The following is a 24,866-nucleotide window of genomic DNA, read 5'->3' on the forward strand; positions in this document are numbered from 1 at the left end:
CTCGCTGGGGTCGGCCCATGGTAGATCAATCCCCGCGGCGCTGTCAGGAGGGCCGTCCGCGCTGATCACATTTGCTTATGGCGGAATAAGGGCCTAAAATTCCGGCGCTTCTCCGCCGGGGGAGCAGGCATCCACCAACACACAGACGGGGGGCATCCATGCCAGTCCAGACCGACCGGCCAGTGAACCTGGACCTGTTCCGCTTCCGCCTGCCCATCGTCGGCATCAGCTCCATCGCCCACCGCATCTCCGGGGTGCTGCTGTTCCTGTTCATCCCGGTCCTGCTGTGGCTGCTGGACCTGTCGCTGCGGGGCGAGGCGGGCTTCGCCCGCGCCGCCGAGGCCGCCGGCGGGTGGTTCGCCTGGCTGGTCTCCATCGTGCTGGCCTGGGCGCTCTTCCACCACCTGGCGGCGGGCATCCGCTACCTGCTCATCGACGTCGACGTCGGGGTGGAGAAGGAGCAGGCCCGATTGAGCGCCAAGGTGGTGCTGGCGGTGGGCCTGGTGGGGGCGATCCTGGGACTGCTGGGGGTGTTCGTATGAGCCGCAGGGCCGCGGGCCTGCGCGCCTGGGTGAGCCAGCGCGTCACGGCCGTCTATCTCGCCGTCTATCTCGTCTACCTGGGGCTGCGTTTCGTCGGCGGCGGGCCCGAGACCTACGCCGAGTGGAAGGCGTGGGCGGGCGATCCGGCGGTGGCGGTGTTCGCGGGGCTGTTCTTCGTCTCGCTGCTGCTGCACGCCTGGGTCGGCGTCCGGGACGTGATCATGGACTACGTGTGGAACGCCGGGGCGCGCTTTGCGGCCCTGGCGGTGTTGGGGCTCGTCCTCGTCGCCTACGGCATCTGGGCGGCGCGGATCCTGATCGTGGCGGGGCTGTGATGAAGGTGGAGAAGCACAAGTTCGACGCGCTGGTGATCGGCGCCGGCGGGGGGGGGCTGCGCGCGGCGCTGCAGCTCGCCGATGCGGGGGTGAGCGTGGCGGTGGTCTCGAAGGTCTTCCCCACGCGCTCGCACACCGTCGCCGCCCAGGGGGGGATCAACGCCGCCCTCGCCAACGTCCTGCCCGACGACTGGCACTGGCACATGTTCGACACCGTCAAGGGCAGCGACTACCTGGGCGACCAGGACGCCATCGAGTACATGTGCCGGGTGGCGCACGAGATCGTCTACGAGCTGGAGCACTTCGGCGTGCCCTTCTCGCGCCTGGACAACGGGCGCATCTACCAGCGACCCTTCGGCGGGCAGAGCCAGAACTTCGGCGGCGAGCAGGCGGCGCGCACCTGCGCGGCGGCCGACCGCACCGGCCACGCCATGCTCCACACCCTCTATCAGCAGAACCTGCGCGCGCGCACCCGCTTCTTCGACGAGTACTTCGCCATCGACCTCATCCGCGGCGAGGACGGTCTCGTCCAGGGCGCGGTGGTGCTGTGCATCGAGACCGGCGAGGTCCACATCATCGAGGCCCGGGCGACGCTGCTCGCCACCGGCGGCGCCGGGCAGATGTTCCGCACCACCACCAACGCCAAGATCAACACCGGCGACGGCATGGCGATGGCGCTGCGCATCGGCGTGCCGCTGCAGGACATGGAGTTCTTCCAGTTCCACCCCACCGGCATCGCCGGCAAGGGCATGCTGATCACGGAGGGGGTGCGCGGCGAGGGCGGCTACCTCGTCAACAGCGAGGGCGAGCGCTTCATGGAGCGCTATGCCCCCAACGCCAAGGACCTGGCCAGCCGCGACGTGGTCAGCCGCGCCATCTACACCGAGGTCAAGGAGGGGCGGGGCGTGGGGCCGGACAAGGACCACGTCTACCTCAAGCTCGACCACCTGGGCGCCGAGGTGATCAAGAAGCGGCTCCCGGCGATCCGCGAGACCTCCATGATCTTCGCCCATGTCGATCCCATCGAGAAGCCGATCCCGGTCTACCCCACCGCGCACTACTCCATGGGCGGCATCCCCACCAACCGCTTCGGCGAGGTGGTGGCCCCCGGCGAGGGCGGGGCGGAGGACCCGGTGCCGGGCCTCTACGCCGCCGGCGAGTGCGCCTGCGTCTCGGTGCACGGGGCGAACCGCCTGGGCGGCAACTCGCTCCTGGACATCGTCGTCTTCGGGCGGGCGGCGGCCAACAGCATCCTCGCGTACCTGGAGAAAAACCCGGGCCGCCGGCCGGCGTCGCAGGAGGCGGTGGACCGCGCCCTCGAGCGGCTCGCCCGCTGGGAGCTGAAGGGCGACGGGGAGACCGTGGACGGGCTGCGCAACGAGCTCAAGAAGGTGATGGAGGACCACTGCGGCGTCTTCCGCACCGAGGAGGTGCTGGCCGAGGGCGTCGAGAAGGTCAAGGCCATCGCCGCCCGGCTGCCCGACGTGCGCCTGCGCGACCACAGCCGCCAGTTCAACACCGCGCGCATCGAGGCGCTGGAGCTGGAGAACCTGGTGGACGTGGCCCTGGCGACGGTGAACTCGGCGCTCGCCCGCACCGAGAGCCGCGGCGCCCACTCGCGCGTGGACTACCCGGAGCGGGACGACGAGAACTGGCTCAAGCACACCCTCTACTTCCGCGACGGGCGTCTCGACTACAAGCCGGTGCGCATGCAGCCGCTGACCGTCGACCCCTTCCCGCCCAAGAAGCGGGTGTACTGAGCAGGACCCCGGAGGCGTCGCCCCATGCGTTTCTCGATCTACCGCTACAACCCGGACAAGGACAGCGGGCCCTACATGCAGGAATACGACATCGAGGTCCAGCCGGAGTGGATGGTCCGCGATGCCCTCATCGCCATCAAGGCCCGCGACGAGAGCCTGACCTTCCGCCACTCCTGCGGCGAGGGGGTGTGCGGCTCGGACGCCCTCAACATCAACGGTTCGAACCGCCTCGCCTGCATCACCCCGGTGCGGGAGCTGGCCGAGCCGGTGACCATTCGCCCGGTGCCGGGGCTGCCGGTCATCCGCGATCTGGTGGTGGACATGGAGCCCTTCTACCGCCAGTACCGCAGCATCGAGCCGTGGCTGCAGAACGACGAGCCGGCCCCGGAGCGCGAGCGGCTGCAGGATCCGGCCGACCGCGACCGGCTCGACGGCCTCTACGAGTGCATCCTCTGCGGCTGCTGCTCCACCTCCTGCCCCTCGTTCTGGTGGAACCCGGACAAGTACCTGGGGCCGGCGGCGCTGCTGCAGGCCTGGCGCTTCCTCGCCGACAGCCGCGACACCGCCACCGAGAAGCGCCTCGACGCCCTCGACGGCCCCTACCGGCTCTTCCGCTGCCACACGATCATGAACTGCGTCGAGGCCTGCCCCAAGGGGCTCAACCCCACCAAGGCCATCGGCCACATCAAGCAGCTCATGCTCAAGCGGGCGATCTGAGGTGGCGGCGGAGGGCGGCGGCGAGCGCGGGCGGCTGCGCTGGCGCTGCCGCCGCGGCATGCTGGAGCTGGACGAGCTGCTCGGCGGCTTCGTCGACGGCGGCGGCTACGATGCCCTGACGCCGGCGCAGCGCGCCGCCTTCGAGCGGCTCCTGGCGACGGAGGACCAGCGCCTGATGTCGTGGCTGCTGGCCGGGGAGAGGCCCACGGATGGGGAGCTCACCGACCTCGTGGAGCGGATCCGCGCCCACGCCCGCGCTCGTCCTTGAGGGCGCCGACCCGGTGCCGTGGCTGTGGGCCGCCGCCCACGCCGCGGCCCTCGCCGTCGCCCTGCTGCTGCCGCCGCCGGGGGCGGCGGCCGTGGTCGCGGCCGCCGCGGCCTCGGCCCTGGCCGGCCGCCGCCATTGGCACCGGCGCGCCCACCCGCCGCGGCGGCTCGAGCCCGGCGCCGGGGGCTGGCGGCTGCACCGGGCGGGGCGCGAACCGGTCGCCGCCACCGTGGCGGCGGCCCATGCGGTGGCGCCCGGGATCCTGGTGCTGCGGCTCCGCCTTGCGGGCGAGGGGCGCTACGCGCTGGTGGTGCGGCGCGCCGAGGTGGGCGCCGCCGCCTTCGGGCGGCTGCGCGTGGCCCTCGGGCTCGCCTGAGCCTCAGGCCGCGTCGGCGGCGGGGTCGAGCACGGTGTCCCGGGGCGGGCGGCTGTCGTCGGGCCGCGGGTAGTCCAGGGTGTAGTGCAGGCCGCGGCTTTCCTTGCGCGCCTGGGCGCAGCGGATGATGAGCTCGGCCACCTGCGCGAGGTTGCGCAGCTCCAGCAGGTCGCCGGTGACCCGGAAGTTGCCGTAGTACTCCTGGATCTCCGAGCGCAGGAGCTGGGCGCGGTTGCGGGCCCGCTGCAGGCGCTTGTCGGTGCGCACGATGCCCACGTAGTCCCACATGAAACGGCGCAGCTCGTCCCAGTTGTGGGCCACCACCACCTCCTCGTCGGAGTCGGTGACGCGGCTCTCGTCCCAGGGCGGCAGGGGCGGCGGCGGGGGGACCTCGTCGGCCCGGGCGAGGATGTCCTCGGCGGCGGCGGCGCCGAACACCAGGCATTCCAGGAGCGAGTTGCTGGCCATGCGGTTGGCCCCGTGCAGGCCGGTGCAGGCCACCTCGCCGACGGCGTAGAGCCCGGGCAGGTCGGTGCGGGCGGCCAGGTCGGTGACCACGCCGCCGCAGGTGTAGTGCGCCGCAGGCACCACCGGGATGGCCTCGCGCGTGATGTCGAAGCCGTACTCGAGGCAGCGCCGGTAGATGGTGGGGAAGTGCTCGCGCACGAACTCGGGCGGGCGGTGGCTGATGTCGAGATAGACGCACTCGATGCCGAGCCGCTTCATCTCGTGGTCGATGGCGCGGGCGACGATGTCGCGCGGGGCGAGCTCGCCGCGCGGGTCGAACTCCTCCATGAAGCGGGTGCCGTCGGGCAGCAGCAGCCGCCCGCCCTCGCCGCGCACCGCCTCGGAGATGAGGAAGTTGCGCGCCTCCGGATGATAGAGGCAGGTGGGGTGGAACTGGTTGAACTCGAGGTTGGCGACCCGGCAGCCCGCACGCCAGGCCATGGCGATGCCGTCGCCGGTGGAGGTGTCGGGGTTGGTGGTGTAGAGATAGGCCTTGCTCGCGCCGCCGGTGGCCAGGACCACGAAGCGGGCGGGGATCGCCTCCACGCGCTGGCGCTGCAGGTCGAGGACGTAGGCGCCGAGGCAGCGGTCCTCGGCGAGCCCGAGCCGCCGCGCCGTGATCAGATCCACGGCCATGTGGTGCTCGAGGATGCGGACGTTGCGCCGCGCCCGCACCCGGTCCACCAGCGTGGTCTGCACCGCGCGCCCGGTGGCGTCGGCGGCGTGGATGATGCGGCGGCGGCTGTGGCCGCCCTCGCGGGTGAGATGGTAGCCGCCGGCGCCGTCCTCCCCGCGGGCGGGGGTGAAGACCACGCCCTGCTCGATGAGCCAGCGGATGCATTCGGGGCCGCGCTCCACCACGAAGCGCACGGTCTCCTCGCGGCACAGCCCGGCGCCGGCCTCGAGGGTGTCGGCGATGTGGGCCTCCACCGAGTCGTCGTCGGCGAGCACCGCCGCGATGCCCCCCTGGGCGTAGTAGGTGCTGCCCTCGGTGACGGGGCCCTTGGCGACCACGGTGACGCGCAGCCGCGTCCCGAGGCGCAGCGCGAGGCTGAGTCCCGCCGCGCCGCTGCCGATGATGAGGACGTCGACCTGCTCTCCGGGGAGCATGCTTGTGGCCCCGCTGCCCGCTGCGCTATCGTGCCGTGGCGCGACCGCCCGCTGGGGAGGGCGGCGCGAAGGCGATGAAGCCTAGCCCACGTCTTCCGGGCCCGGCAAGGGCCGAGAACTAACCCATGCACGCATTGTCTACGTCAACAGGCGGAGGGATCCGCCGGCCCGCGGTGAGGGTTCGCCCCGATGGGCGAGCGTAGCGTCGACCGCGAGCTGGTGCGCAGGGTCCAGGCGGGCGAGCGCGAGGCCTTCGACCTCCTCGTCCGCAAGTACCAGCACAAGATCGTGCAGCTGATCTCGCGCTACGTGCGGGACCCCGCCGAGGCCTTGGACGTGGCCCAGGAGGCGTTTCTGAAGGCGTATCGGGCCCTGCCCAAGTTCCGGGGCGAGAGCGCCTTCTACACCTGGCTGTACCGGATTGCGGTCAACACCGCGAAGAACCATCTCATCGCGCAGGGGCGGCGGCCGGTGGAGAACGACATCGAGACGCAGGTGGCGGAGCCGGACGGGCCGCAGATGCACCTGCAGGACGTGGACACGCCGGAGAACCTGCTGCTGCGCGACGAGGTGGAGCGGGCGGTGTTCGAGGCCATCGAGGCCCTGCCCGAGGAGCTGCGCACCGCCATCGTCCTGCGCGAGCTCGAGGGCATGAGCTACGAGGAGATCGCGCAGGCGATGTCGTGCCCGGTGGGCACGGTGCGCTCGCGCATCTTCCGCGCCCGCGAGGCCATCGACCGCAAGCTGCGTTCCCTGGTGGAAACGAAGGACGGAGGCCGCGCATGAGCGACCGGGTTGGCGAGCAGCTTTCGGCGTGGATGGACGGGGAGCTGGCCGAGGAGGAGGTGCCGCTGCTGCTGAGGCGGCTCGAGCGCGACGAGGCGCTGCGGGCGCGCTGGGCGCGCTACCAGCTCATCGGCGAGGCGCTGCGGCGGGGCCTGCCGGAGCGGGTGGATCCGGGCTTCGCGGATCGGGTGCGCCAGGCGCTGCAGACCGAGCCGCCGGCGCCGGCGGCGGCCCCGGTGCGGGGGCGGCGGCTGCCGTGGGCCGCGGCGGCCGCGGCGGCCGCGGCGGCGCTGGTGGCGGCGGCGGTGCTCATGCGCGGGGGCGGCGAGCCCGTGAAGGAGGTCCCGGTGGCGGCGGCGCCGGCGGCCGGCGATCCCTGGCTGCGCGACGAGCGGGCGCTGCGGGCCCGCCTCGACGCCTATCTCGTGGACCACTCCGGGGCGGCGGCGGGGGCGGCGATGGCGGGGGTGCCGCCCTACGTGCGCATCGTCGGCTACGAGGAATCGCGCTAGGTGGGTGCGCCGGCTGCAGGGCGCGGGCTCGCTGCGGCGGTGCTGCTGCAGGCGGCGGTGGCGGCGGCCGCGGCGGGCGACGACGCGCGGCTGTGGCTCGACCGCATGGCCGAGGCCCTGCGCCGGCTCGACTACGAGGGGGTGTTCGTCTACCGCCACGGTGGCGGCATGACGACGATGGCGCTGGTGCACGGGCGCGTCGGCGGCGTCGAGCGCGAGCGGCTCTACGCCCTCGACGGGGCGCCGCGGGAGATCGTCCGCGACGGCGACGGCCTCACCTACGTGCTGCCCGACGGCGGCGCGGTGCGCATCCCGGAGGGGGTGCCGCCGGCGACGCTGGGCTGGCGGCTCGCCGGCGGGCTCGACGCGGTGGAGGCCGGCTACCGCCTGCACACCGCGGGCGAGGGGCGGGTCGCCGGTCGCAGGGCGGTGGTCGTCGCCATCGAGCCGCGCGACCGCTACCGCTACGGCTACCGGCTCTGGCTCGACCGCGAGCACGCGCTGCCGCTGCGGGTGGAGCTGCGCGAGGGCGGGCGGGTGCTGGAGACCGTGCTCTTCACCAGCCTGCGCGTCGGGGGGGCGATCCCGCGCGAGCGGTTCGAGGCCGCGCCCGGCGGGACGCGGCTGCGCATGCACGAGGTGCCGGCGGCGGGGCCGCAGGCGGATCCGGGGCGCTGGCGCCTGGGACGCCTGCCGCCGGGCTTCCGTCTCGTGGGCCGGGGGATGACGCGGCTGCCGGGTGCGGGCGACGAGGCGGTGCACCTGCTGATCAGCGACGGGCTTGCCGCGGTCTCGGTCTACGTGGAGGAGGCGGGGGCCGCGGGCGGTCTCGAGGGGCTGGTGCGCATGGGGGCGGTGAGCGCCTACGGGCGCATCCTCGACGGGCACCGCGTCACCGCGGTGGGCGAGGTGCCGCCGCCGACGGTGCGGATGGTGGCCGAGGGCATCGAGGAGGGGGGATGAGGCATTGATCGAGACGTCGGGACGGGTGATCCGGGTCGAGGGTGACCACGCCTGGGTGGAGGCGCAGCGGCGCGCCGGCTGCGACGGCTGCGAGGCCGCCGCGGGTTGCGGCAGCGGGGCGCTCGCGAGCGTCTTCGGGCGGCGGGCGGTGCGGGTGCGGGCCCTCAACGCCGCCGGCGCGCGGGCGGGCGACGAGGTCACGGTGGCCCTGGACGAAGGGGCGATGCTGCGCGGCGTCGTGGCCGTCTACCTGGTGCCGCTGCTGGGCCTGCTCGCGGGCGGGATCGCCGTGGGGGCGGTGGCCGGCGGCGACGGGCCGGCGCTGGCCGGGGCGGCGGCGGGGTTCGCCGCGGGCCTGGCGCTGGCGCGGGCCTACGCCGGGCGGTGGCGGCGGGGCGCCCGCGCCCAGCCGGTGATCGTGGCGCGCCGGCGCGATCTCTGCGGATGCTGAGGCGGCGGGACACCGCCGCCTCGATCGGGTTGAAGGAGGCGCCGGAACCGGCGCAGGGTGCGTAGGAGGTGAGATGAACGGGATGCGATACGGGACGGCGGCGCTGGCCGCCGTGGCGGCGATGATGGCGGCCGGGCTTGCGCAGGCGGCGCGGGGCCTGCCCGATTTCACGAAGCTGGTGGAGGAGGCGAGCCCGGCGGTGGTGAACATCAGCACCACCCAGAAGGTGGAGCGCAGGCGGCGTCTGCCGCCCGGCTTCAAGATCCCGGACATGCCCGAGGGGACGCCCTTCGGCGACCTCTTCCGCCACTTCTTCGGCGAGCAGGGCGAGACCGAGGAGGTCCCGACCCAGTCGCTGGGTTCGGGCTTCTTCATCTCGCCGGACGGCTATCTCCTCACCAACGCGCACGTGGTCAAGGGCGCCGACGAGATCGTCGTCCGGCTCAGCGACCGGCGCGAGCTGCAGGCCAAGGTGGTGGGCCTCGACGAGCGCAGCGACGTGGCGCTGCTCAAGGTGGAGGTGGATGAGCCGGTGCCGGCGGTGCGCATCGGCGACTCGCGCCGGCTCAAGGTGGGGGAGTGGGTCCTGGCCATCGGCTCGCCCTTCGGCTTCGACCACTCCGTGACCGCGGGCATCGTCAGCGCCAAGGGGCGCAGCCTGCCGCGCGAGAGCTACGTGCCCTTCATCCAGACCGACGTCGCCATCAACCCCGGCAACTCGGGCGGGCCGCTGTTCAACATGGACGGCGAGGTGGTGGGCATCAACTCCCAGATCTACAGCCGCACGGGCGGCTTCATGGGGCTTTCCTTCGCCATCCCCATCGACGTGGCGATGGACGTGGCCGAGCAGCTCAAGGCGACAGGCAAGGTCACGCGCGGCTGGCTGGGCGTGCTGATCCAGGACGTCAACCGGGAGCTCGCCGAGTCCTTCGGCCTCGACAAGCCCACCGGCGCGGTGGTGGCTCGGGTGCTGCCCGACAGCCCCGCGGCCAAGGCCGGGATCCAGGTCGGCGACGTCATCCTCGAGTACGACGGGCGCGAGGTCCCGGACTCGGCGGCGCTGCCGCCCATGGTGGGGCGCACGCGCGTCGGGCGCGAGGTGCCGGTGACGGTGCTGCGCGAGGGCAAGCGGATCACCCTCCGCGTGCGCATCGGCGAGCTGCCGGCGGAGGAGGAGCTTGCGCGCGCCGCCGGGGAGCAGCCGGACAAGGCGCGCAGCGAGCGGCTCGGTATCGTCGTCGGCGAGGTGCCGGACGAGATCCGCGAGGCCCTCGACCTGCCCGAGGGCGGGGTCGTCGTCGAGGAGGTGGGCGACGGGGCGGGGCGGGCGGCCGGGCTGGAGCCGGGCGACGTCATCGTCCGCGTGGGCGGCGAGCCGGTGGAGGGGGTCGAGCAGTTCCGGAAGCTGATCAAGGAGCTGCCCGCGGGCAAGGCGGTGGCGCTGCTGGTGCAGCGGCGCAGCGGCCCCCTCTTCCTCGCCCTCAAGGTGCCGGCGGATGAGTGAGCGGCGCCTGACCCTCTACGGGCACGGCTGGTGCCACCTGTGCGAGGCGATGGAGGCCGCCCTCGCGCCGTGGCAGGCCCGGCTCGGCTTCGCCCTCGAGGTGGTGGACATCGAGGGCGAGCCGGGGCTCGAGGCCCGGTACGGCGAGCGGGTGCCGGTGTTGACCGAGGGGGAGACCGAGATCTGCTTCGGACGGCTCGACGAGGCGGCGCTGCTGCGCCACCTGGGCCACGAGGCCGCATCCTGACCGGGGGCGGGCGGCCGTGCGCCGCCCGCCCCGCGGCGTCGGTTATAATCCCGCGCCTTTGCGGCCGGCTCCATCGGCGGGGCCTCGAGCGTCCATGGAACACATCCGCAACTTCTGCATCATCGCCCACATCGACCACGGCAAGTCGACCCTGGCCGACCGCTTCATCCAGCTCTGCGGCGGGCTGGACGAGCGCGAGATGCGCGAGCAGGTGCTCGACTCCATGGAGCTCGAGCGCGAGCGGGGCATCACCATCAAGGCGCAGAGCGTGAGCCTGCGCTACCGCGCGCGGGACGGGCGCGAGTACCAGCTCAACCTCATCGACACCCCGGGGCACGTGGACTTCTCCTACGAGGTCTCGCGCTCGCTCGCGGCCTGCGAGGGGGCGCTGCTGGTGGTGGATGCGGCGCAGGGCGTCGAGGCCCAGAGCGTGGCCAACTGCTACACCGCCATCGAGCAGGGGCTGGAGGTGGTCCCCGTGCTCAACAAGATCGACCTGCCGTCGGCGGAGCCGGAGCGCGTGGCGGCGGAGATCGAGGACATCATCGGCCTCGATGCCAGCGACGCGCTGCGGGTCAGCGCCAAGACCGGCGAGGGGGTGCCGGAGCTGCTCGAGGCGGTGGTGGCGCGCATCCCGCCGCCGCGGGGCGAGGCGGAGGCCCCGCTCAAGGCCCTCATCATGGATTCGTGGTTCGACAACTACGTCGGCGTGATCTCGCTGGTGCGGGTGGTGGACGGGGCCGTCGCGCCGGGCGAGCGGATCCGCATCATGTCCACCGGGCGCACCTACGAGGTCGAGGAAGTGGGGGTCTTCACCCCCAAGCGCAGCCCGCGCGAACGCCTCGCCACCGGCGAGGTGGGCTACCTCGTCGCCGGCATCAAGGAGATCGACGGCGCCCCCGTGGGCGACACCGTGACCCATGACCGCCGCCCCGCGGCCGCCCCGCTGCCGGGCTTCCGCCGCGTGCAGCCGCGGGTCTTCGCCGGCCTCTATCCCAGCGACGGCGACGACTACGAGGACCTGCGCGAGGCCCTGGCCAAGCTGCGCCTCAACGACGCGGCGCTGCACTACGAGCCCGAGACCTCGCAGGCGCTCGGCTTCGGCTTCCGCTGTGGCTTTCTCGGCATGCTCCACATGGAGATCGTGCAGGAGCGGCTCGAGCGCGAGTACGGGCTCGACCTCGTGACCACGGCGCCCACCGTGGTCTACGAGGTGGAGACCACCGACGGTGAGGTGGTGCGGGTGGAGAATCCGGCGCGGCTGCCGCCGCCGAGCCGCATCCGCGAGATCCGCGAGCCCATCATCGCCGCCCACATCCTGGTGCCGCAGGAGCATCTGGGGGCGGTCATCGGCCTGTGCGTGGAGAAGCGGGGCGTGCAGCGGGCGATGCACTACCACGGCAGCCAGGTGGCGCTGACCTGGGAGCTGCCGCTGGCCGAGGTGGTGACCGACTTCTTCGACCGCCTCAAGTCGGTGAGCCGCGGCTACGCCTCCTTCGACTACGAGTTCGTGCGCTTCCAGGCGGCGCCGCTGGTCAAGCTCGATCTGCTCATCAACGGCGACCGCGTCGACGCCCTGTCCATGATCGTGCATCGGGACCAGGCCCAGGCGCGGGGGCGGGAGCTGGCCGAGAAGATGCGCGAGCTCATCCCGCGGCAGCTCTTCGAGGTGGCGATCCAGGCCGCGATCGGCTCCAAGATCGTCGCCCGCACCACGGTCAAGGCCCTGCGCAAGAACGTCACCGCCAAGTGCTACGGCGGCGACGTCACGCGCAAGCGCAAGCTGCTGGAGAAGCAGAAGGCGGGCAAGAAGCGCATGAAGCAGGTGGGGCGGGTGGAGATCCCCCAGGAGGCCTTCCTCGCCGCGCTGCGCATCGGCCGGGAGGGGTGAGGGAGGCGACGATGCAGTTCGATTTTCCGACCGTCCTGTTCTTCGCCGTGGTGGCGAGCGGTCTGGTGTGGGCGGCCGACGCCCTGTGGCTGGCGCCGCGCCGGCGTGCACACGCCGCCGCGGTCGCGACCGGCGACGCCGAGGCGCGGCCGGCGCCGCGGGAGCCGGTGCTCGTGGAGTACGCGCGCTCCTTCTTCCCGATCCTGCTCGCCGTGCTGGTGTTGCGCTCGTTCCTCGTGGAGCCCTTCCGCATCCCCTCGGGCTCCATGATGCCGACCCTGCTCGCGGGCGACTTCATCCTCGTCAACAAGTTCGCCTACGGCATCCGCCTGCCGGTGATCAACGCCAAGGTGATCGATCTCGGCCGCCCCGAGCGCGGCGACGTGGTGGTCTTCCGCTACCCGCGCGACCCCTCGGTGGACTACATCAAGCGCGTCGTGGGCCTGCCGGGGGACCGCATCGAGTACCGCGACAAGCAGCTCTACGTCAACGGCCGCGCCGTGCCCCGGCGCTACGTCGGCGAATACGAGAACGGCGCCCGCCGCTACCGGGAGCGGCTCGACGGGCGCGAGCACGACATCCTCCTCGACCCCTATCCGGCGCCGCTGCGCTACCCTTGTCTGCGGGACGGCGCCTACGTCGTCCCTGAGGGGCACTATTTCGTCATGGGCGACAACCGCGACAACAGCAACGACAGCCGCTTCTGGTGCGCGGTGCCGGATCGCAACCTCGTCGGCAAGGCGTTCCTGATCTGGATGAACTGGAGCGGCGTCGACGAGGGGCTGATCCGCTGGCGGCGCATCGGGCGGCCGATCCACTGAGGGGCACCATGGCACGAGGGCAGGGCAAGGGGGGCGGTCCGGCACGAGCGCGGGGGCTGACGCTGCTGGGGGCGCTTGCGGCGCTGCTCATCGGCGGCTTCTTCCTGCTGCTGGCGCTGCGGCTGATCCCGGTCTATCTGGAGCACTTCGAGGTCAAGGCCTCGATGCGCTCGCTGATCCAGGACCCGGCCGCACGCGGGGCGGGGCCGGGCGAGATCCGCGAGCTCCTCATGCGCCGACTCGACATCAACGACGTCGACCGCGTCGGCAAGGACGCGGTCAAGGTGCTGCGCGAGCGGGGCGGTCACCGGGTGGTGGTGGCGTATCAGGTGCAGGTGCCGATCCTCGGCAACGTCGACGCCTTGGTGCGCTTCCACGACGAGGTCTTCATCGGCGCACCGTGAGCGGCGATCCCCTCGAGCGTCTCTGCGAGCGGCTCGGCCACCGCTTCCGCGACCGCGGGCTGCTGGCCGAGGCGCTGACCCACCGAAGTGCGGGCGGGCGGCACAACGAGCGCCTCGAGTTCCTGGGCGATGCGGTGTTGAACCTCGTGGTGGCGGAGATCCTCCACGCGCGCTTCCCCGAGCTCGACGAGGGGGCGCTGTCGCGCCTGCGCGCCCGCATCGTGCAGGGCCGGACCCTGGCGGCGGTGGCGGCGGAGCTCGATCTCGGGCCCCACCTGCGGCTGGGCGCGGGCGAGCTCAAGAGCGGGGGCTTTCGCCGGCCCTCGATCCTCGCCGACGCGGTCGAGGCCCTCATCGGCGCCGCCTATCTCGAATCGGGACTGGAGGGGGCGCGGGGGGTGGTGCGGCGCCTGCTCGGCGAGCGCCTCGACGCCCTGGCGCCGCAGGACGCGGTGAAGGATCCGAAGACGCGGCTGCAGGAGCGGCTGCAGGGCGCGGGGCGGCCGCTGCCGTGCTACGAGCTGGTCCGCGCCGAGGGCCCGGAGCACGCGCGCCGCTTCACGGTGCGCTGCCGGCTCGAGGACGGCGACCTCGCCGCCGAGGGCGGCGGCGGGAGCCGCCGCGAGGCCGAGCAGGCGGCCGCGGCGCGCCTGCTGGAGATGCTGGGCGATGGCTGAGGCGCCCTTCCGCTGCGGCTACGTCGCCCTGGTGGGGCGGCCCAACGTGGGCAAGTCGACGCTGCTCAACCGCCTCGTGGGCGAGAAGCTCAGCATCACCGCGCCCAAGCCCCAGACCACCCGCCACGTCCTGCTGGGGATCCGCACCCGCCCCGATGCCCAGCTCATCTACGTCGACACCCCGGGCATCCACCGCCGCGCCCGCCGCGCGCTCAACCGCTACATGAACCGCGTCGCCGCCGGCGCCCTGGCCGACGTGGACGTCGCGGCGATGGTCACCGAGGGCACGCGCTGGACCGAGGAGGACGAGCTGGTGCTGGAGCGGCTGGCGCCGGTGCAGTGCCCCGTGGTGCTGGTGATCAACAAGGTGGACCGGGTGCGCGACAAGCGCGCCCTGCTGCCGCACATCGACGCGCTGCGCGGCAGGCGCGCATGGGCCGAGGTGGTGCCGGTCTCCGCGCTCCGGGGCGACAACGTGGAGGCGCTGGAGGAGGCCCTCGTGAGGCTGCTGCCCGAGGGGCCGGCGCTCTTCGAGCCGGGACAGCTGACGGACCGCAGCGAGCGGTTCCTCGCCGCCGAGATCGTGCGCGAGAAGCTCACCCGCCGCCTCGGCGAGGAGCTGCCCTACGCCCTCACCGTGGAGGTGGAGCGCTTCGTCGACGAGGGGCGGCTCGCGCGCATCCACGCCGTCATCCTGGTCGAGCGCGAGAGCCAGAAGCCCATCGTGATCGGACGCGAGGGCGGCATGCTCAAGCGCGTGGGCATCGAGGCCCGCGAGGACCTGGAGCAGCTGCTGGGGCGCAAGGTGCACCTCGAGCTCTGGGTGAAGGTGCGCGAGGGCTGGAGCGACGACGAGCGGGTGCTGCGCAGCCTCGGCTACCGGGAGTGAGCGAGGGTGAGCGAGGGGCTGGAGCCGGCCTACGTCCTGCACGGGCGCGACTTCCGCGAGTCGAGCCGCATCGTCGAGCTGTTCGCCGCCGGCCATGGTCGCGTGGGGGTGGTGGCGCGCGGGGCGCGGGGGCCGCGCTCGCCGTGGCGATCTCTGCTGCAGCCCTTCCGCCCGCTGCTCGCGTCCTGGGGCGGGCGGGGCGAGCTCGCCACCCTGCGCCGGGCCGAGCCTGCGGGGGCGGCGCCCCTGCTGCGTGGCGAGGCCCTGCTCGCGGGGCTCTACGCCAACGAGCTGCTGCTGCGCCTGACGGTGCGGGGCGATCCGCATCCGGGCCTCTTCGCCGCCTATCACGCCCTGCTCGGGGCGCTGCCCGATGCCGGGCGGCGGCGCTGGGCGCTGCGCCGCTTCGAGGCGGCGCTGCTCGAGGAGCTGGGCTGGGGCCTGCCGCTGGAGCGCACCGCCGACGGCGCGCCGGTGGTGGCGGAAGGCCGCTACCGGCTCGAGGGGGGGCAGCGGCTGGTGGCCGTGGCGCCGGAGGCCGCTGGTGCGGTCTCGGGGGCGACGCTGCTCGCCCTGCGCGGGGAGGAGCCGCCGCCCGGGGCGCACGCCGGCGAGGCGCGGCGGCTCCTGCAGCAGGCCCTCGCCCGCCACCTCGGCGGGCGGCCGCTGCGCAGTCCGGAACTGCTGGGCGGGCGCCGGGGCGCGCCCGCGGGGGAGGCCGAGGCATGAGCACCCACATCGAGGCCCCGCTGCTCGGGGTCAACATCGACCACGTCGCGACGCTGCGCCAGGCGCGCGGGACCCGCTACCCGGACCCGGTGCAGGCGGCCTTCGTCGCCGAGCAGGCGGGGGCGGACGGGATCACCGTGCATCTGCGCGAGGACCGTCGCCACATCCAGGAGCGCGACGTCGCCATCCTGGTGCAGACCTTGCGCACCCGGCTCAACCTGGAGATGGCGGTCACGGAGGAGATGATGGCCGTCGCCGAGCGCTACCGGCCGGCGCACTGCTGCCTGGTGCCGGAGCGGCGTGAGGAACTCACCACCGAGGGCGGGCTCGACGTCGCCGGGCAGCTCGCGCGGGTGCGTGAGGCGGTGGCGCGGCTCGGCGCCGCCGGGATCCGGGTCTCGCTGTTCGTGGATCCGGACCGGCGCCAGCTGGACGCCGCCCGCGAGGCCGGCGCGCCGGTGGTGGAGATCCACACCGGGCGCTACGCCGAGGCCGCGGATGAGGCGGCGCGGCGGCGCGAGCTCGCCCTCGTGCGCGAGGCCGTGGTCCACGCACGCGGCCTCGGCCTCGAGGTCAACGCCGGCCACGGCCTCGACTACCACAACGTCATGCCGGTGGCGGCCATCCCCGAGCTGGTGGAGCTCAACATCGGCCACGCCATCGTCTGCCGTGCGGTCTTCTCGGGGCTGGCGGCGGCGGTGGCGGAGATGAAGCGGCTGATGCGCGCCGCGCGCGGGCTGCCGTGATCGTCGGCCTCGGCACGGACGTCGTGCGGGTGGCACGCCTTGCGCGGCTGCACGCGCGCTGGGGAGTGCGCCTGGAGCGGCGCCTGCTCGCCCCCGAGGAGCGGGCGGAGCTTGCCCGCAGCGCCCGCCCCGCCCACTTCCTGGCGCGGCGCTTCGCCGCCAAGGAGGCGGCGGTCAAGGCCCTCGGCACCGGATTCCGGGACGGCATCCGCAAGGCCGACGTGGTGGTGGGGCACGACCCGCGCGGCGCGCCGCGGCTGGAGCTGCGGGGCGCCGCGGCCCGGCGCGCGCGGGCGCTGGGGGTCGCCCGGGTGCATCTGAGCCTCTCCGACGAGGAGGACGTGGCCCTCGCGGTGGTGATCCTCGAGGCTCAGCCGCCCGCGTCCTGAGCCGGCGCGGGCTCGGCGAGGGCCTCGATGAGGGCCGCGAGCGCCTCGTGGCGGGCGCGGATCACCGCCCAGTCGCCGTCCTCGGCGGCCTCCTCGAGGGCGCGGGCATGGGCCGCGAGCGCGGCGTGGCCGGCGGCGAGGGCGGCCCCCCGCAGCCGGTGGGCGAGGGACTGCAGCTGCGCCGCGCGGCGCCCGCGCAGGGCGGCGGCGAGGGCCGCGGCATGTTCCGGGAGCTCGGCCACGAGCATGCCCAGCAGTTCCTCCCGCACCCCCGCCATGGCGCCCCCCGTCGCGGGGGCGGCGGTGCCGCCGAGGCGGGCGAGGACGCGGGCGAGGGCGTGCTCGTCCACGGGTTTGGCGACGAAGTCGTCGAAGCCGCGGCCGAGCAGGCGCTGGCGCTCGTCGCCGGCGCCGGCGGCGGTGAGGGCGATCACGGGGGTGGCGCGGTTGGGCCCCTCCGCGGCGCGCAGCCGCTTGAGCACACGCTCGCCGCTCATCCCCGGCATGTGCAGGTCCATGAAGATGGCGTCGAAGGGCTGCGCCGCGGCCGCGGCCAGCGCCTCCCGTCCGTCGGCGGCGAGGGTGACGCGGGCGCCCGCCTGGCCGAGGAGGAGCTCCATCAGGCGGCGGTTGACGGCGTTGTCGTCCACCACGAGGAGGTGCAGCCCCGCCGCGGGGGCAGTGGCGGGCCGCTCGGCCGCCGCCGGCTCCGGGGCGGTGGCGGCGCGCAGCTCGTCGTAGAGGATGTGGCTGACGAAGGGCTTGTCCCGGCAGCGCACCGTGCAGCGGGCGCAGGCCTGCTCGCGCTGGGCGGCGCTGCGGCCGCTGACGTAGGCGATCACGGGCAGGTCGAGGGCGCGCAGCGCGGCCACGGTGTCGCGGCAGCGTCCAGCGGCGGCCTCGTCGGCGCGGAAGGCGAGCACCGCCGCGTCCAGCGCGCGCCCGGAGGCGGCGGCGTGGCGCGCCGCGTCGGGGGCGGCGGCAAGATCCGCCACCTCCAGGGTCTCGATCCCCCAGTGGTGGAGCACGTGGCTCATGGAGAGGCGGGCGAGGCGGTGGCGCTCGCAGAGCAGCACCCGCCGCCCGTGCAGGTCCTGGCGCAGGTCCGGTGCCGCGGTGTCGAGGCGCAGGCGCAGGGTGAACCAGAAGGTGGATCCCCGCCCCGGCGCGCTCTCGACCCCGATGCGCCCGCCCATGTGCTCCACCAGGCGGCGGCAGATCGCGAGCCCGAGCCCGCTGCCGCCGTGGCGGCGCTCGGCCGCGCCGTCGAGCTGGGTGAAGGGGGCGAAGAGGCGCTCGACGTCCGCGGCGCGGATGCCGATGCCGGTGTCGCTGACCTCGATGCGCAGGCGCAGGTCCTCGGTCTCCCCGTCGCCGGCGTCGTCGTTCATGACCCGCACCACCACCTCGCCCTCGTCGGTGAACTTGATGGCGTTGCCCACCAGGTTCACCAGCACCTGGCGCAGGCGCACGGCGTCGCCGACGACGGCCTCGGGGACGTCGGCGTAGACCAGGTGGACGAGCTCGAGGCCCTTCTCGGCCGCCGCGGCGCCCAGCATCGAGAGCACCTCCTCCACCAGCTCGCGCAGGTGGAAGGGGCCTTCCTGCAGCTCCAGGCGGCCGGCCTCGACGCGGGAGAGGTCGAGGACGTCGTTGAGCAGGGTCAGGAGGTGGCGGGCGGAGCGGTCGATGGTCTCCACGTAGTGGCGCTGGGTGGGGTCCAGGCGGGTGCGCAGGAGCATGCCGGCGAAGCCGACGATGCCGTTCATGGGGGTGCGGATCTCGTGGGAGATGTTGGCGAGGAACTCGGACTTGGCCCGCGAGGCGGCCTCGGCGCGGTCGCGGTCCCGCACCAGCGCCCGCGCGGCGCGCTCGCGCTCGAACTCGAAGGCGGCACGGGCGGCCACGAGCCGCAGCAGGGCCCGCGCCGCGGGGGTCTCGGCGCGCGGCTGCGGATCGGCCACCCAGACCGCGCCCACGATGCGGCCCGAGGCGTCGCGCACGGGCTCCCCGGCGTAGCTCTCCACCCCCATCGCCCGGCGCAGCGTATCGCCGGGGTGGCGGCGGGCGAAGCCCGCCTCGATGGCCACCGCGCGCCCCTCGAGACAGACCTCGGCGCAGGGGGTCTCGCGCAGCAGGTAGCACAGGTGCGGGGCCGGTGTACCCGCCTCGGCGCTGCCTGCGGTCTCGACCCAGTCGGGGCGGCCCTCCACCTCCCGGCAGAGGGCGGCCCAGCGCGCGTCGAGCCCGATGCAGAGCGCCGCGGCGAAGGCGTCGTAGAGCTCGGCGGGGCTGCCCCCCACCTGGGCGAGGCGCTCCAGCGCCTGCTCCATGCGCCGCCGCTCGGTCACGTCCTGGCCCACCGCGATCACGCCCACGACGCGCCCGTCGGTCCCGCGCAGCGGGTGGTGGGACCAGAGCATGTGGACGATGCGCCCGTCGCGACGGAGGTTGGTGAGCTCGGCCACCGGATAGGACCGCGGGTCGCGCAGGATCCGGGCGAGCTGCTCGGCGTGGCCTCCCGGCAGCAGGGTGGCGAGCAGCGGCCGCCCCACGAGCTCCTCCTCCTCGTAGCCGAAGAAGCGGGCCGCGTGCTCGTTGACGAAGGTGATGCGACCGGTGAGGTCCAGCTTGAGGATGGCGCTGTTGGCGTTCTCCACCAGCTCCCGGTAGCGGGTCTCCTGCGCTGCCAGCGCCTCCAGCGACTCGCGCAGCTCGGCGGTGGCGCGCTCGATGCGCGTCTCGAGCTCGCGCTGCGCCCGCTCCAGGGCCTTGGCCATGCGGTTGAAGCCCCGCCCGAGGGTGGCGAGCTCCTCCTCCCGGGCGACCCGCACCCGCGTGTCCAGGTGGCCGGCCTCGAGCCGCGAGACCGCCTCGGTCAGCTCCGCCAGCGGGCGCGTGATGCGCCGTCCGAGCCACCAGGCGCCGGCGAGCCCGAGCAGCAGCACCCCCGCCGAGAGCAGCGCCGCCTCGCGGGCGAAGGCCCACTGCGCGTTGCGGGTGGCGGCGAGGGAGAAGCGGACGCTCACGAAGCCGGCGACGCCGGCGGGCTCGGCCTCGGCGGGGGCGAAGTCGTCCACCCGGATCCCGGTGGGGCGCACGGGGACGGTGACCGTGAGGTCGTGGCGGGTGCGGCGCAGCCCCGCGGTGGGGGCCTCGGGCGGGCGGGGGTCCGGGCGGCCGAAGCGGGCCAGCACGCGGCCGTCGGCGCTGCGCACCTCGGCGCCCTCGAAGCCCGGGGTGGCGGCGAGCTGGCGGGCGAGGCCCAGGTCGTCGAGGTAGCGCAGGTTGCCGCTGTAGACGCCGTACTCGGCCGCCACCGCGAGCTGCGCGGCGAGGGCGCGTGCGCGCGCCTCCAGGGAGGCCTCCTCGGCCTGGAACTGGCGGCGGACGAAGTGGCCGGTGAGCACCAGGGCGCTCAGGACCAGGGGCACCAGGGTGGCCGCCAGCAGGTGCCGGCGCAGGCTCGGTCCCCCCTTCATAGTGCGCCCACCTCCCGCTCCTCCAGCTCGCGCAGCTCCCGGGCCAGCACCGGCGCCCCCGGCAGGGTCAGGCCCAGGGCGTGCGCCACGTAGGGGTTGACGACGACGTCGAAGCGGCGCGGCGGGCGCGGCCCGGGGTCGGGGGCCTTGCCCGCCAGCGCCGCCTCCACCAGCGCCGCGAGCTCGCCGGCCATCTCCTCCGGCCCCGAGAATACCCCCGCCACGGCGCCGGCGCGAACGAGGGCCCGGGAGGGGCCCACCACGGGCACGCCGGCGCGGTAGGCGCGCAGCAGCAGCGGGCGGATGCCGACCCGGTTGACCACCACCGGATCCGGAAGCAGCGCGAGCACCGAGACCTCGGGCAGCAGCTCGTCGAGGACGGGGATGAGGGCGCCGGCGTCGGGGACGAGGCCGATGCGCGGCACCCGCCCGAGGGCCCGCGCCGCCGCCTCCACCGCGGCGCGGGCGGCACCCGAGCGGGGACCGAGGAGGACGCCCACGTGGCGCGCCTCGGGTAGGGCGAGGGCGGCAAGGCGCAGGATCCGCGCCGGGGGTTGCTCGGTGGTGACGATCCAGAGCCGGTGCCGGCGCGGCGGCGGCAGCCGCGCGACGACGGCCTCGGCGTCGGCGCGCGGTACGAGCCCCGCCACCACGGGCAGCGCCGGCGGGAGGGTCGCGATGCCGGCGAGGGCGTCGCGGCCGAGGACCACGTAGGCCGCAGCGCCCGCGCGCACGGTCCCGGGTGCATCGGCCACCGGCTCGTGTCCGCCGGTGCGCAGGGCCGCCTCGACGAGGGCCGCCGTCTCCCGCGCGGCGGCATCGCCCCCGCCCCACACCGCCACCTGCGCCGCCGGGGCGGCGGCCGCCGCCACCAGCAGCACCAGCGCGGCAGGGAGGCGGAGCGGCGCAGCCACGGCGTGCTCGCGGCGCTCAGAGGGGCAGGGTCACGCCCGCCTGGAGGCGGGTGTCGAGGCGGTTGTCCGGCTGCAGGTCGGCATCGGCGCCGTCGACGTTTTGCAGCGCCAGGCGCCAGCGCGCACCCCGGCCGGCGCCGGCGAGCGGCCCCGAGAGGGTGAGGTCGAGGCGGCGGTAGGCGCCCACCGTCGCGCCCACGTCGAGGAAGCGCATGCCGCTCACGTAGTAGGCCGCCGCGCTCGCGCGCAGCCCGCCCGCGAGGCGCCGGGTGAGGAGCAGGGCGAGGTTTTGGCGCGGCACCGACTCCTCCAGGTCCTGCGCATCCTCGCCGCTGGCGTCGGCGTCGGTGAGGGCGTAGGCGAGGTGGATGCGGTTGCGCCGCCCGGGGCGGGCGTCGAGCTGGAGCTCGAGCCCGTGCAGGCGCACGTCGTTGCGGTTGACGAAGACCCCGGTCTTGCCGTCGACGTTGTAGACACCGTCCTTGGCGGCGAGGGTCAGCTTGGTGGCGGCGACGAGGCCGTCGAGCCGCTCGGTGAAAAGCTTGAGGTCCCCCGCCACGGGGCCGGCGCGGAAGATCCAGCCGAGCTCCAGCGAGCGCATCTCCTCCGGGTCCGGCAGGCGGCGGGTGAGGAACTGGTGATCCATGACGAGGTCGCCGCGCACGTCGGTGCCGACGAGAGCATCGAGCACGCCGTCCAGCAGCGCCGCCTGCAGCGGGTCGGTGACGCGGCCGAAGAAGGCGAAGTCGCCTGCGGCCTCCACCGCCGAGGGGTTGCGGGTGGCGCCCGCGACGGTCAGGCGCAGGGCGTGGCCCGGGGCGATGCGCAGGTTGACCCCGAGGCGGGGGGCGATGCGGGTGCCGCTCACCCGGTTGGCCTCCGCCATGGCGCCGGCGTTCCAGACCAGGCGGCCGCCGCCGCCCTGCTCGAGGTTGCCGAACAGGCGCCAGAGGTCGTTGCTGAAGGACCCGCCGGCGAGGAGCCCGGGCGCCTCCACCTCGTCGTGGCGGGCCTCCAGGCCCCAGACGATGCGGGTTCCAGGGCGCGGCGCGACCACGTGCTGCAGCTCGAGGTCGGTGCGGCGGGCGTCGCGACCGAGGTCGGCCTCGACCTCGAGGGGAAGATCCCCGAGCCCGGGAAGCGGGATCGTGGCGGGTCCGCTCTCCCGGTCCCGGGTGCGCTCGCGGCGGTGGTAGGCGAGGAGCGTAAGCTCCTCCCCGGGGCCGAGGACGCGGCGCCAGCGCCCCTGGACGAACCCGGTGTCGGTCTCGTCGCTGCGGCGGTCGTCGAAGCCGAACTGGTCGACGCCGTCGCCCTGGCCGTGGCGGCCGTGGTTGTAGCCCCCTTGCAGCTCCACCATCTCGGCGGGCCCCAGGGGCAGATCGGCGCGCAGGGCGAGGATCGCGGTCTCGGCATCGTCGTTGCGGCCGCTGAAGCCGTCGTCGCGCCGGTAGGCGAGGCTCGCGCGGAAGGCGCGCTCGCCGCGCGCGCCGGCGAGCCGCAGCACCGCGCGGCGCCGCCCCGGCTCGCCCGCGGCGACGGCGGCGCCGTTGCGGGTCTCCAGGGCGGTCTCGGTGACGATGTTGACGATCCCCTGGAAGGCGTTGGGGCCGTAGGCGGCGGCGTTGGGGGCGCGGATGATCTCGATGCGCGCGATGTCCTCCATCACCAGCGGCAGGTTGCTCCAGCGCACGCCTCCGAAGGCCGGGGTGTAGACCGAGCGGCCGTCCACCAGCACCTGCATGCGGCGTGCGTAGGGGTCGAGGAGGCCGTGGTAGCCCACCGTGGCGTGATGGCCGTTGAGGTGGCCGACGAGGAACCCCGGGGCGAGGCGGAAGAGCTCCGGGAGCTCCGTCGCGCCGCTCGCCTCCATGAGCTCGCGGTCGATGACGGTGACCGAGACCGGGGCCTCCAGGGCGGGCTGGCGAAGGCGCGTGGCGGAGAGCACCACCGGCAGCTCGGCGGCGGCGGCGAGCAGCGGCGGCTCTGCGGCGCGGGCGGTGAAGGCGAGGGCAAGGGCAAGCAGCCAGCCGGCGGTTGCTCTCACGGCGGTGTCCTCCCGGGATGCGGTCCTCTTTGCGCCGTAGGGTAACCCGTCGGCCGCCGCCGCGCCTCGTGGTCGCCGCGGTGGCCATGCGCTACACTGTGCCGCGCCATGCGCTACGGGACCATCGAGGAGCAGGTGGGCAACACGCCGCTGGTGCGGCTGCAGCGCCTGCCCGGGGACAGCCCCAACACTTTCCTGGTCAAGCTGGAGGGGAACAACCCCGCCGGCTCGGTCAAGGACCGCCCGGCACTGGGCATGATCCGCGGCGCCGAGGCGCGGGGCGAGATCCGCCCCGGCGACACCCTCATCGAGGCCACCAGCGGCAACACCGGCATCGCCCTCGCCATGGCCGCCGCCATCCGCGGCTACCGGATGGTGCTGATCATGCCGGAGAACGCGAGCGCCGAGCGCGTGGCCACCATGCGCGCCTACGGCGCCGAGGTGGTGCTGGTCAGCCGCGAGGCGGGCATGGAGGGGGCGCGCGACCTCGCCGAGGCGATGGCGCGCGAGGGGCGCGGCCTGCTCCTCAACCAGTTCGCCAACCCCGACAACCCGCGGGTCCACTACGAGACCACGGGGCCGGAGATCTGGCGCGACACCGGCGGCGAGGTCACCCACTTCGTCAGCGCCATGGGCACCACCGGCACCATCATGGGGGTCTCCCGCTACCTCAAGGAGCGCAACCCCGCGGTGCAGATCGTCGGGGTGCAGCCCGCCGACGGCGCCAGCATCCCGGGGATCCGGCGCTGGCCGCCGGAGTACCTGCCGAAGATCTTCGACCCGGCCCGCGTCGACCGCATCCTCGACGTCAGCCAGGAGGAGGCGGAGGAGACGGCGCGGGCGCTGGCGGCGCGCGAGGGGATCTTCTGCGGCGTCTCCGCGGGCGGGGCGGTGGCGGCGGCGCTTCGCCTCGGCCGGGAGCTGGAGGGGGCGGTGATCGTCACCATCATCCCGGACCGCGGCGACCGCTACCTCTCCACCGGCATCTTCCCGACCCGCTGAGCGGCCGTGCTGCCGGCGACGGTCCTCGCCTTCGACATCGAGACCGTGCCCGACGTGGACGGGGCGCGGCGCCTGCTGGACCTCGAGGGCCTCGACGACCGCGCCGTGGGCGAGATCCTCTTCACCCGCCGCCGCCAGGCCACGGGCTCGGACTTCCTCCCCCACCACCTCCAGCGCGTGGTGGCCATCGCGGCGGTGCTGCGCCACGAGGGCCAGGTGCGGGTGTGGGCGCTGGGCGGGCCCGAGGCCGGCGAGGCCGAGCTCATCCGGCGCTTCTTCGACGGCATCGAGCGCTACGCTCCGGTGCTGGTCTCCTGGAACGGGTCGGGCTTCGACCTGCCGGTGCTCCACTACCGGGCGCTGGTGCACGGCGTGCAGGCCCCGCGCTACTGGGACACGGGCGAGGACGACCAGTCCTTCCGCTGGAACAACTATCTCAGCCGCTACCACCAGCGCCACACTGACCTCATGGACGTGCTCGGCGCCTACCAGGCGCGGGCGGGGGCGCCGCTGGACGAGGTGGCGGTGCTGCTGGGGCTGCCGGGCAAGATGGGGATGCGCGGCGGCGACGTCTGGGGGGCGTGGCTCGCGGGCGAGATCGGGGCCATCCGCGACTACTGCGAGACCGACGCCCTCAACACCTATCTCGTCTACCTGCGCTTCGAGCTCCTGCGGGGGCGGCTCGATCCGGCGGGCTACGAGGCGGAGTGCGAGCGGGTGGCGCGGGCGCTCGCCGCCGACGGCCGCCCGCACCTCGCCGCCTTCCTCCGGCGCTGGCGCGGCGGGGCGGGCTGAGC

26 protein-coding genes are annotated in these 24,866 nt (G+C 74.4%); 22 read left to right on the top strand and 4 right to left on the bottom strand.

From position 1 onward, the window contains the following. Positions 1-158: 158 nt before the first annotated feature. The 6 genes from sdhC to EDC57_RS06515 are packed head-to-tail and all read left to right on the top strand — an operon-like array spanning position 159 to position 3,998. A complete protein-coding gene (gene sdhC / locus EDC57_RS06490; RefSeq protein WP_123401092.1) occupies positions 159-542 on the top strand; it encodes a succinate dehydrogenase, cytochrome b556 subunit in 384 nt (127 codons plus the stop codon). Then, positions 539-877, top strand: coding sequence for a succinate dehydrogenase, hydrophobic membrane anchor protein (gene sdhD / locus EDC57_RS06495; protein WP_123401093.1), 339 nt, complete (start codon positions 539-541; stop codon positions 875-877). The genes sdhC and sdhD overlap by 4 nt, the downstream gene beginning before the upstream one ends. Then, positions 877-2,637 carry a succinate dehydrogenase flavoprotein subunit gene (sdhA, locus tag EDC57_RS06500; RefSeq protein WP_123401094.1) on the top strand — a complete coding sequence of 587 codons (1,761 nt, stop codon included), beginning with the start codon at positions 877-879 and terminating at the stop codon, positions 2,635-2,637. The genes sdhD and sdhA overlap by 1 nt, the downstream gene beginning before the upstream one ends. A gap of 24 nt (positions 2,638-2,661) precedes the next feature. Next, on the top strand, positions 2,662-3,354 hold the full coding sequence (locus tag EDC57_RS06505; protein WP_123401095.1) for a succinate dehydrogenase iron-sulfur subunit: 693 nt from the start codon (positions 2,662-2,664) through the stop codon (positions 3,352-3,354). A gap of 1 nt (position 3,355) precedes the next feature. Beyond that, on the top strand, positions 3,356-3,622 hold the full coding sequence (locus tag EDC57_RS06510) for an FAD assembly factor SdhE (RefSeq protein ID WP_245995167.1): 267 nt from the start codon (positions 3,356-3,358) through the stop codon (positions 3,620-3,622). A gap of 13 nt (positions 3,623-3,635) precedes the next feature. Then, a complete protein-coding gene (locus EDC57_RS06515) occupies positions 3,636-3,998 on the top strand; it encodes a hypothetical protein (RefSeq protein WP_123401096.1) in 363 nt (120 codons plus the stop codon). 3 nt (positions 3,999-4,001) lie between these two features. On the opposite strand, the gene nadB is transcribed toward EDC57_RS06515, so the two are convergent. Further along, positions 4,002-5,615, bottom strand: a complete 1,614-nt coding sequence (gene nadB / locus EDC57_RS06520; RefSeq protein WP_123401097.1) for an L-aspartate oxidase — start codon at positions 5,613-5,615, stop codon at positions 4,002-4,004. Between the two features lie 189 nt (positions 5,616-5,804). On the opposite strand from nadB, the gene rpoE reads away from it, so the two are divergent. From rpoE to acpS, 14 genes are all read left to right on the top strand, one after another. Continuing rightward, positions 5,805-6,401: an RNA polymerase sigma factor RpoE gene (gene rpoE, locus EDC57_RS06525; protein ID WP_123401098.1), complete on the top strand. Its 597-nt coding sequence runs from the start codon at positions 5,805-5,807 to the stop codon at positions 6,399-6,401. After that, positions 6,398-6,913, top strand: a complete 516-nt coding sequence (locus EDC57_RS06530; RefSeq protein WP_123401099.1) for a sigma-E factor negative regulatory protein — start codon at positions 6,398-6,400, stop codon at positions 6,911-6,913. Before rpoE ends, EDC57_RS06530 begins: the two co-directional genes overlap by 4 nt. After that, positions 6,914-7,876: a MucB/RseB C-terminal domain-containing protein gene (locus tag EDC57_RS06535; RefSeq protein ID WP_123401100.1), complete on the top strand. Its 963-nt coding sequence runs from the start codon at positions 6,914-6,916 to the stop codon at positions 7,874-7,876. 4 nt (positions 7,877-7,880) lie between these two features. Further along, entirely contained in the window at positions 7,881-8,327 is a 447-nt protein-coding gene (locus EDC57_RS06540; protein WP_123401101.1) for a SoxR reducing system RseC family protein, read from the top strand. Between the two features lie 73 nt (positions 8,328-8,400). Then, positions 8,401-9,831, top strand: coding sequence for a DegQ family serine endoprotease (locus EDC57_RS06545; RefSeq protein ID WP_425454793.1), 1,431 nt, complete (start codon positions 8,401-8,403; stop codon positions 9,829-9,831). Beyond that, positions 9,824-10,078, top strand: a complete 255-nt coding sequence (locus EDC57_RS06550) for a glutaredoxin family protein (protein ID WP_123401102.1) — start codon at positions 9,824-9,826, stop codon at positions 10,076-10,078. The genes EDC57_RS06545 and EDC57_RS06550 overlap by 8 nt, the downstream gene beginning before the upstream one ends. A gap of 94 nt (positions 10,079-10,172) precedes the next feature. Next, the gene (gene lepA / locus EDC57_RS06555; protein WP_123401103.1) at positions 10,173-11,969 is read left to right on the top strand and encodes a translation elongation factor 4; all 1,797 of its coding nucleotides are present in this window, start codon (positions 10,173-10,175) and stop codon (positions 11,967-11,969) included. A gap of 11 nt (positions 11,970-11,980) precedes the next feature. Continuing rightward, entirely contained in the window at positions 11,981-12,790 is an 810-nt protein-coding gene (lepB, locus tag EDC57_RS06560) for a signal peptidase I (protein WP_123401104.1), read from the top strand. An 8-nt stretch (positions 12,791-12,798) separates the two neighbouring features. Continuing rightward, entirely contained in the window at positions 12,799-13,194 is a 396-nt protein-coding gene (locus EDC57_RS06565) for a DUF4845 domain-containing protein (protein WP_123401105.1), read from the top strand. Further along, a complete protein-coding gene (rnc, locus tag EDC57_RS06570; protein ID WP_123401106.1) occupies positions 13,191-13,871 on the top strand; it encodes a ribonuclease III in 681 nt (226 codons plus the stop codon). The genes EDC57_RS06565 and rnc overlap by 4 nt, the downstream gene beginning before the upstream one ends. Further along, a complete protein-coding gene (gene era, locus EDC57_RS06575; RefSeq protein WP_123401107.1) occupies positions 13,864-14,760 on the top strand; it encodes a GTPase Era in 897 nt (298 codons plus the stop codon). The genes rnc and era overlap by 8 nt, the downstream gene beginning before the upstream one ends. 6 nt (positions 14,761-14,766) lie before the next feature. Continuing rightward, entirely contained in the window at positions 14,767-15,489 is a 723-nt protein-coding gene (gene recO / locus EDC57_RS06580) for a DNA repair protein RecO (protein ID WP_123401108.1), read from the top strand. Continuing rightward, positions 15,486-16,235 (top strand): pyridoxine 5'-phosphate synthase, encoded by a 750-nt coding sequence (gene pdxJ, locus EDC57_RS06585; RefSeq protein WP_123401109.1) that lies wholly within the window; start codon positions 15,486-15,488, stop codon positions 16,233-16,235. The genes recO and pdxJ overlap by 4 nt, the downstream gene beginning before the upstream one ends. Next, the gene (gene acpS, locus EDC57_RS06590; protein WP_123401110.1) at positions 16,232-16,624 is read left to right on the top strand and encodes a holo-ACP synthase; all 393 of its coding nucleotides are present in this window, start codon (positions 16,232-16,234) and stop codon (positions 16,622-16,624) included. The genes pdxJ and acpS overlap by 4 nt, the downstream gene beginning before the upstream one ends. Here the strand turns inward: acpS and EDC57_RS06595 are convergent. The 3 genes from EDC57_RS06595 to EDC57_RS06605 are packed head-to-tail and all read right to left on the bottom strand — an operon-like array spanning position 16,606 to position 23,067. After that, positions 16,606-20,106, bottom strand: a complete 3,501-nt coding sequence (locus tag EDC57_RS06595; protein ID WP_123401111.1) for an ATP-binding protein — start codon at positions 20,104-20,106, stop codon at positions 16,606-16,608. The two genes, acpS and EDC57_RS06595, sit on opposite strands and share 19 nt — an antisense overlap. Then, positions 20,103-21,020 (bottom strand): hypothetical protein, encoded by a 918-nt coding sequence (locus EDC57_RS06600; protein WP_123401112.1) that lies wholly within the window; start codon positions 21,018-21,020, stop codon positions 20,103-20,105. Before EDC57_RS06600 ends, EDC57_RS06595 begins: the two co-directional genes overlap by 4 nt. 16 nt (positions 21,021-21,036) lie before the next feature. After that, positions 21,037-23,067: a TonB-dependent receptor plug domain-containing protein gene (locus tag EDC57_RS06605; protein WP_123401113.1), complete on the bottom strand. Its 2,031-nt coding sequence runs from the start codon at positions 23,065-23,067 to the stop codon at positions 21,037-21,039. A gap of 108 nt (positions 23,068-23,175) precedes the next feature. Between EDC57_RS06605 and cysM the strand changes: the two genes are divergently transcribed. Together cysM and EDC57_RS06615 are read left to right on the top strand one after the other, a co-directional pair. Further along, on the top strand, positions 23,176-24,069 hold the full coding sequence (gene cysM / locus EDC57_RS06610) for a cysteine synthase CysM (RefSeq protein ID WP_123401114.1): 894 nt from the start codon (positions 23,176-23,178) through the stop codon (positions 24,067-24,069). A gap of 9 nt (positions 24,070-24,078) precedes the next feature. Further along, positions 24,079-24,864, top strand: coding sequence for a 3'-5' exonuclease (locus tag EDC57_RS06615; protein ID WP_123401828.1), 786 nt, complete (start codon positions 24,079-24,081; stop codon positions 24,862-24,864). Positions 24,865-24,866: the final 2 nt, after the last annotated feature.

Origin of the sequence: Inmirania thermothiophila (assembly GCF_003751635.1) — a bacterium.
GTDB classification, from domain to species: Bacteria; Pseudomonadota; Gammaproteobacteria; order DSM-100275; family DSM-100275; genus Inmirania; species Inmirania thermothiophila.